Raw genomic sequence first — 4,955 nt, 5'->3', positions numbered from 1 at the left:
TGACGAGATTGCCGACTCCCTTGCCACAGCCCAATTTCCCGACCTCTTCGGTAATGCCGATGCAGAACAGTCGGCCTCCACCTCGGGAATAAAGCCAGACGCACCGGCAAGGACTTCAAATGTTATGGCTACCGAAAATATTTACATCAACAACGCAGGTTTGGTTCTATTGCACCCGTTTCTCCCGCAATTTTTCAGAGCATTAAACATTGTTGTTGGCGACCAGCTCATTGCCCCGGATCGGGCATTGTCTTTGCTGCATTTTTTAGGCACCGGTCAGCTGGTCGCGCCCGAATATGAGCTGGTTTTACCTAAAGTGCTATTAAATTTGGCGTTGGAAACGCCTGTGGATACCAATACCCCTTTAACGGCAGAAGAAACCGGGGAAGCTACTGCGCTGCTTGAAGCTGTCATTCGTCATTGGGCTGCCTTGAAAGGTACCAGCGACGACGGTTTGCGGGGAACGTTTCTGATCCGCCCCGGCAAAATCAGCTTGCGTGATGACGGCGACTGGCGCTTACAGGTGGAAAACAAAGCCTACGATATTTTGCTGGACCAGCTGCCCTGGGGTATCAGCATGATAAAACTTCCCTGGATGCATCGGATGCTCTGGGTGGAGTGGCGCTATTGAACTCACGTTGATGGGTAGAAGAAGATGAAATCGAGCTCAGAAAAATCAACCGGCACTGTCTCAAAGACGGCAACCCAAACGCCGAGTCAGCCCTTTTTCGCCAAAGCAGGCGGCGGTGATTTTTTCGCGCCGGCCAGCCAGTCTTTCACCGCCTCCGTGCAGATGAAAATGGCGGTGAACAAACCCGGCGACAAGTTCGAGCAGGAAGCCGATAAGATGGCCGACAAAGTCATGCGCATGCCAGCCCCGGCGCCGACAAAAGAAGAAAAACTTCAGCGCCAACCGGAAGAAAAATTACAGAAAAAGGAAGAAGAAAAAATACAGAAAGCAGTCATGCCTGAAGAAAAGATTCAGAAGGCGGCCATGCCTGAGGAGAAGCTTCAGAAAAAAGAGGACGAAAAGATACAAAAAGCCCCGGCTGCCGAAGAAAAACTCCAACGTAAAGATAGCGCCGGCGCTCCTACTGTAAATTCAGGCATACAATCGGCGATTCAAAACAAAACCACAGGCGGGCAACCGCTCCCCAGCGATATCCGCGACTACATGGAGCCAAGGTTCAATGCCGATTTCAGCAACGTGCGCGTCCACAGCGACCCCGAATCCGCAAGCCTTAGCAGCCAATTGAGCGCGCGGGCATTCACCCATAAAAACCACATCTTTTTCTCCCGGGGCCAATACCAGCCCGGCGGCAGCGAAGGCAAACAACTTCTGGCCCACGAATTGACCCATACCATCCAGCAAGGCCATGCCATACAACGCAGCCCGCAGGTCAGCACTACGGCTACGCCCCCGCCCGTGCAGCGCGGCCTCCTGGATAGTCTGAATCCGCTGGAATACCTGATCGACAAGGCTCTCGGCTTTATTGCTGATAACGCCGCTGCGATTCCCGGTTTCACGATGCTCACTGTGGTGATCGGCTACAACCCGATCACCCGGGCCTCCGTCGACCGCAGCGCCGGCAACATTCTCAAAGGCGCCATTGAAATGATACCGGGCGGCGCCTACATCACCCAGGCGCTGGCCAACCACGGCGTATTTGACAAGGTCAGCGTGTTCGCCGCGCAGCAGTTCGCTGCGCTGAGCGACATCGGCAGCAATATCTGGCAGGACATCAAACAGTTCGTCAAAAAATTCTCAGTCACTGACCTCGCCGATCCTGGCGCAGTATGGGAGCGCGGCAAAAAAATCGTCACAGCGCCCATTGGACAGATCAAAGCATTTGCCGTTGGACTTAAAGATGGCATGATCACTTTGGTCAAGGACGCCATCCTAAAACCCATCGCCGCATTCGCCAAGGCCAACGCCCCCAATGGCTACGATCTGTTGTGCGCTGTCCTGGGCAAGGACCCGATAAGTGGCGAGCCGGTGCCGCAGACGGCCGAAAACCTGATCGGTCCGTTCATGAAATTGATCGGCCAGGAAGAAGTCTGGCAGAACATGCAGAAGGCCAATGCCATCGCGCGCGCATGGGCCTGGTTCCAGAATGCCCTGGGGACGGTAAAAGGTTTTGTACAACAGGTTCCGGCGCTGTTCATCGCCGCCTTCCAGGCATTGGAGTTTATCGACATCGTGCTGCTGCCGAACGCTTTTAACAAGCTCAAATCGGTATTCGGCGGTTTCGCCGGCAAGTTCATTAGCTGGGCGAGCAACGCCGTCTGGAATCTGCTGGAAATTATCTTCGATTCCGTCAAGCCGGGCGCGATGGCCTATGTCAAACGCGCAGGCGCCGCTCTCAAGAGCATACTGAAAAATCCATTGCCTTTTGTCGGCAATCTGGCAAAAGCTGGCAAAGCCGGCTTTGAAACGTTTGCCGACAATATCGGCACTCACCTTAAAGCCGGACTGATCGATTGGCTGACCGGTTCTCTCAATGGCGTATATATTCCCAAAGCGCTTTCACTGCCGGAATTGGGCAAGTTTGTACTCAGCGTGCTGGGCATTACCTGGCCCAAGATCCGCGCAAAAATTGTCAAGGCAATGGGGCCTAAGGGCGAAGCGATTATGTCAGGGATCGAAAACGGAGTTGAAAAAGGCTATGAAATTATTGTCAAGCTGAAAAACGGCGGGCCGGTTGCGATCTGGGAGATGATCCAGGAGAAACTTGCTGACCTCAAGGATACGGTCGTGAGTGGGATCATCGGTTTTGTAACCGATGCCATCATTACAAAAGCCGTTCCCAAGCTCGTCGCCATGTTTATTCCTGGCGCCGGTTTTATCTCGGCAATTGTCTCGATTTATGACATCGTCATGGTGATAGTGGCAAAGATGTCAAAAATTGCGGCGGTGGTGGCGGGATTTGTCAACTCCATCATGCAAATCGCCGCCGGCAATATCCGATCAGCCGCCATTATGGTATCCAACGCGCTGGCAGGGATGTTGTCTCTCGCCATCAGCCTGCTCGCCGGGCTTGTCGGTCTGGGAAAAGTCACCGACAAGATCAATGGAGTCGTCTCAAAAGCGCGCGGCGGCGTCAATAAGGCCATCGATGCGGCTCTTGCCTGGGTTGTGAAGAAGGCGAAGGACTTGTTCGGGAAGTTGTTTGGGAAGAAGGATAAGAAGGATGAGCGGACAGAGGAGCAAAAACAAAAAGCGGTAGATGATGCTTCTAAAGAAGTTGTAGCTTATACCAAAAGCACCAAAGTTAATTTTATTAAGCTGCGCTTGAAGTTAAGTTCAGTGAAATCAAAATATCAACTTACTGCTATCAAGGCAGAAAAAGTCTCAAAAGGAAAATACCAAGTAGAAGCTGTAATCAATCCTAAGAAAGGAACAGAAGTTGAAATCGATGACGATCCGAACGGATTACCTCCTGGTGCAAAAGAACCAGTAGTTAAATATACTGCAGAATCGCATAGTGGAAACAAGAGAACCTATTGTAAAGATGCCGACGTGAAAGTTTGGTTCTGGAATGAGGGAAAAGGCTCCTGGCAGGTAACAAGTGATGACAAAAAGCTAATGGAGGCAGAGAAAGCTGCAACTAAATGGCTTGCAGATAATAACAGTACATTTATTTCTCTAGTTAAAGATGACAAGCTTTTAAGTAACAGTGGTTTTGACCAGCTAGGAATTCAAGTAAATCCAACGAACAATCAAGATGAAGTGGTTATAGGCGACACAAAAGGTGCATTTGGTAAGTCACCTATTTATTTTACATATAAAGGAGTTAAAGCGGGTCGGGACAATCCTTTTTCTGCGACCACGACCAACCTTCCTGCGAATATCCTGGCGCAACGGAAAGACAATCCAGCGGCTCTTGTCAAACGTCTTGATGCCGCATTGAAAGCTGGCAATGTAACGGTTATATATTTTGTCGCTGGAAAAGCAAAAATTAGTGACGCCACTCTCACAAAAGTGAAAGGAATGATTACCAAGAACCTGATCAAGTTGCTCACAGGATTACCATATAGTTTAACCCCGGAAGACGCTCGAAATATTGTAAAAGACATTCCCAAACCCATAGTACAAAATATTTGACATGACTTATTCTGAACTAAAAAGTAAAGCAGATTATTACCTGAAAGAATGGGGAGATGAGAAAGAAACTTGCCCAGCTTCAGAGATTCCTTTATTGATTGCTCTGACATTTGATCCTCTTTATGTTGACAATGCAATACAAATGTCTGCTTATTGGCTTCAAAAATGCCTCAAAGCGAAAACAATTGATTACAAAAATTATGGAACATTTAGTTTTATTATGAACTTTGCCAGTACATTGCATCTGTTTGGCAATAGTCAATACGACCTGTTCAAAACTATTTCAAAATCGTCTTCCCCACCTGACATCGCTTCTAAAGCGCATCACAAGCTATTGAATTACTATTTAAATGGAAATTACCCATCCAATTCAGTAAAAAAGAAAAAAAAAGAAGATATTTCATTTGAAAACTTGCCCAACAGAATTAGTCAAGTTCCCATTGATTCCTTGTATCGTTTTATACTAAACACAAACACTCCGGGATGGCACGATCGTATTCAACCCTATTTCCAACTTATTTCGCTACTGCATTTCCAAAGCAACGGCATATCAGAACAAAATCTAATTCTTAAAAAACTTAAAGAAGATTTTTTAAAGCAATTTTCTTAGGCTGATAAAAAATTAAAGATATTTCCAATACCCGCCAATATATAACAATGAAACATTTTTTACCTACTTTGGATGTAGCGGATGAATTGTAGGGGTGAATTTGCCATGGCAATCCACCAACAAATGGAGCCTTAAACCGTAATGTTCCACAATGTTACTGGCCTGCTTGAAATGGCGGTTTGCTAACGAGACTGTGAAAGTATTCGTTTCTTGAAATTTTAACCACAATATATTGTGCAT

General features: G+C 47.7%; 3 protein-coding genes. All 3 read left to right on the top strand.

The annotated features are described in order from the left end of the window. A partial coding sequence (locus tag IT781_RS09675; protein WP_255528675.1) for a contractile injection system tape measure protein occupies positions 1–631 on the top strand: 631 nt, incomplete at its 5' end. Positions 632–655: 24 nt separating this feature from the next. Continuing rightward, a complete protein-coding gene (locus tag IT781_RS09670; RefSeq protein ID WP_194969952.1) occupies positions 656–4,105 on the top strand; it encodes a DUF4157 domain-containing protein in 3,450 nt (1,149 codons plus the stop codon). A gap of 1 nt (position 4,106) precedes the next feature. Beyond that, positions 4,107–4,715 carry a hypothetical protein gene (locus tag IT781_RS09665; RefSeq protein WP_194969951.1) on the top strand — a complete coding sequence of 203 codons (609 nt, stop codon included), beginning with the start codon at positions 4,107–4,109 and terminating at the stop codon, positions 4,713–4,715. The last annotated feature ends 240 nt before the right edge of the window (positions 4,716–4,955 follow it).

Origin of the sequence: Methylobacter sp. BlB1 (genome assembly GCF_015476545.1) — a bacterium.
In the GTDB taxonomy this organism is placed as follows: Bacteria; Pseudomonadota; Gammaproteobacteria; order Methylococcales; family Methylomonadaceae; genus Methylobacter.
The sequence above is the reverse complement of the archived record's forward strand: the minus strand, read 5'-3'. Positions and strand labels throughout refer to the sequence as shown.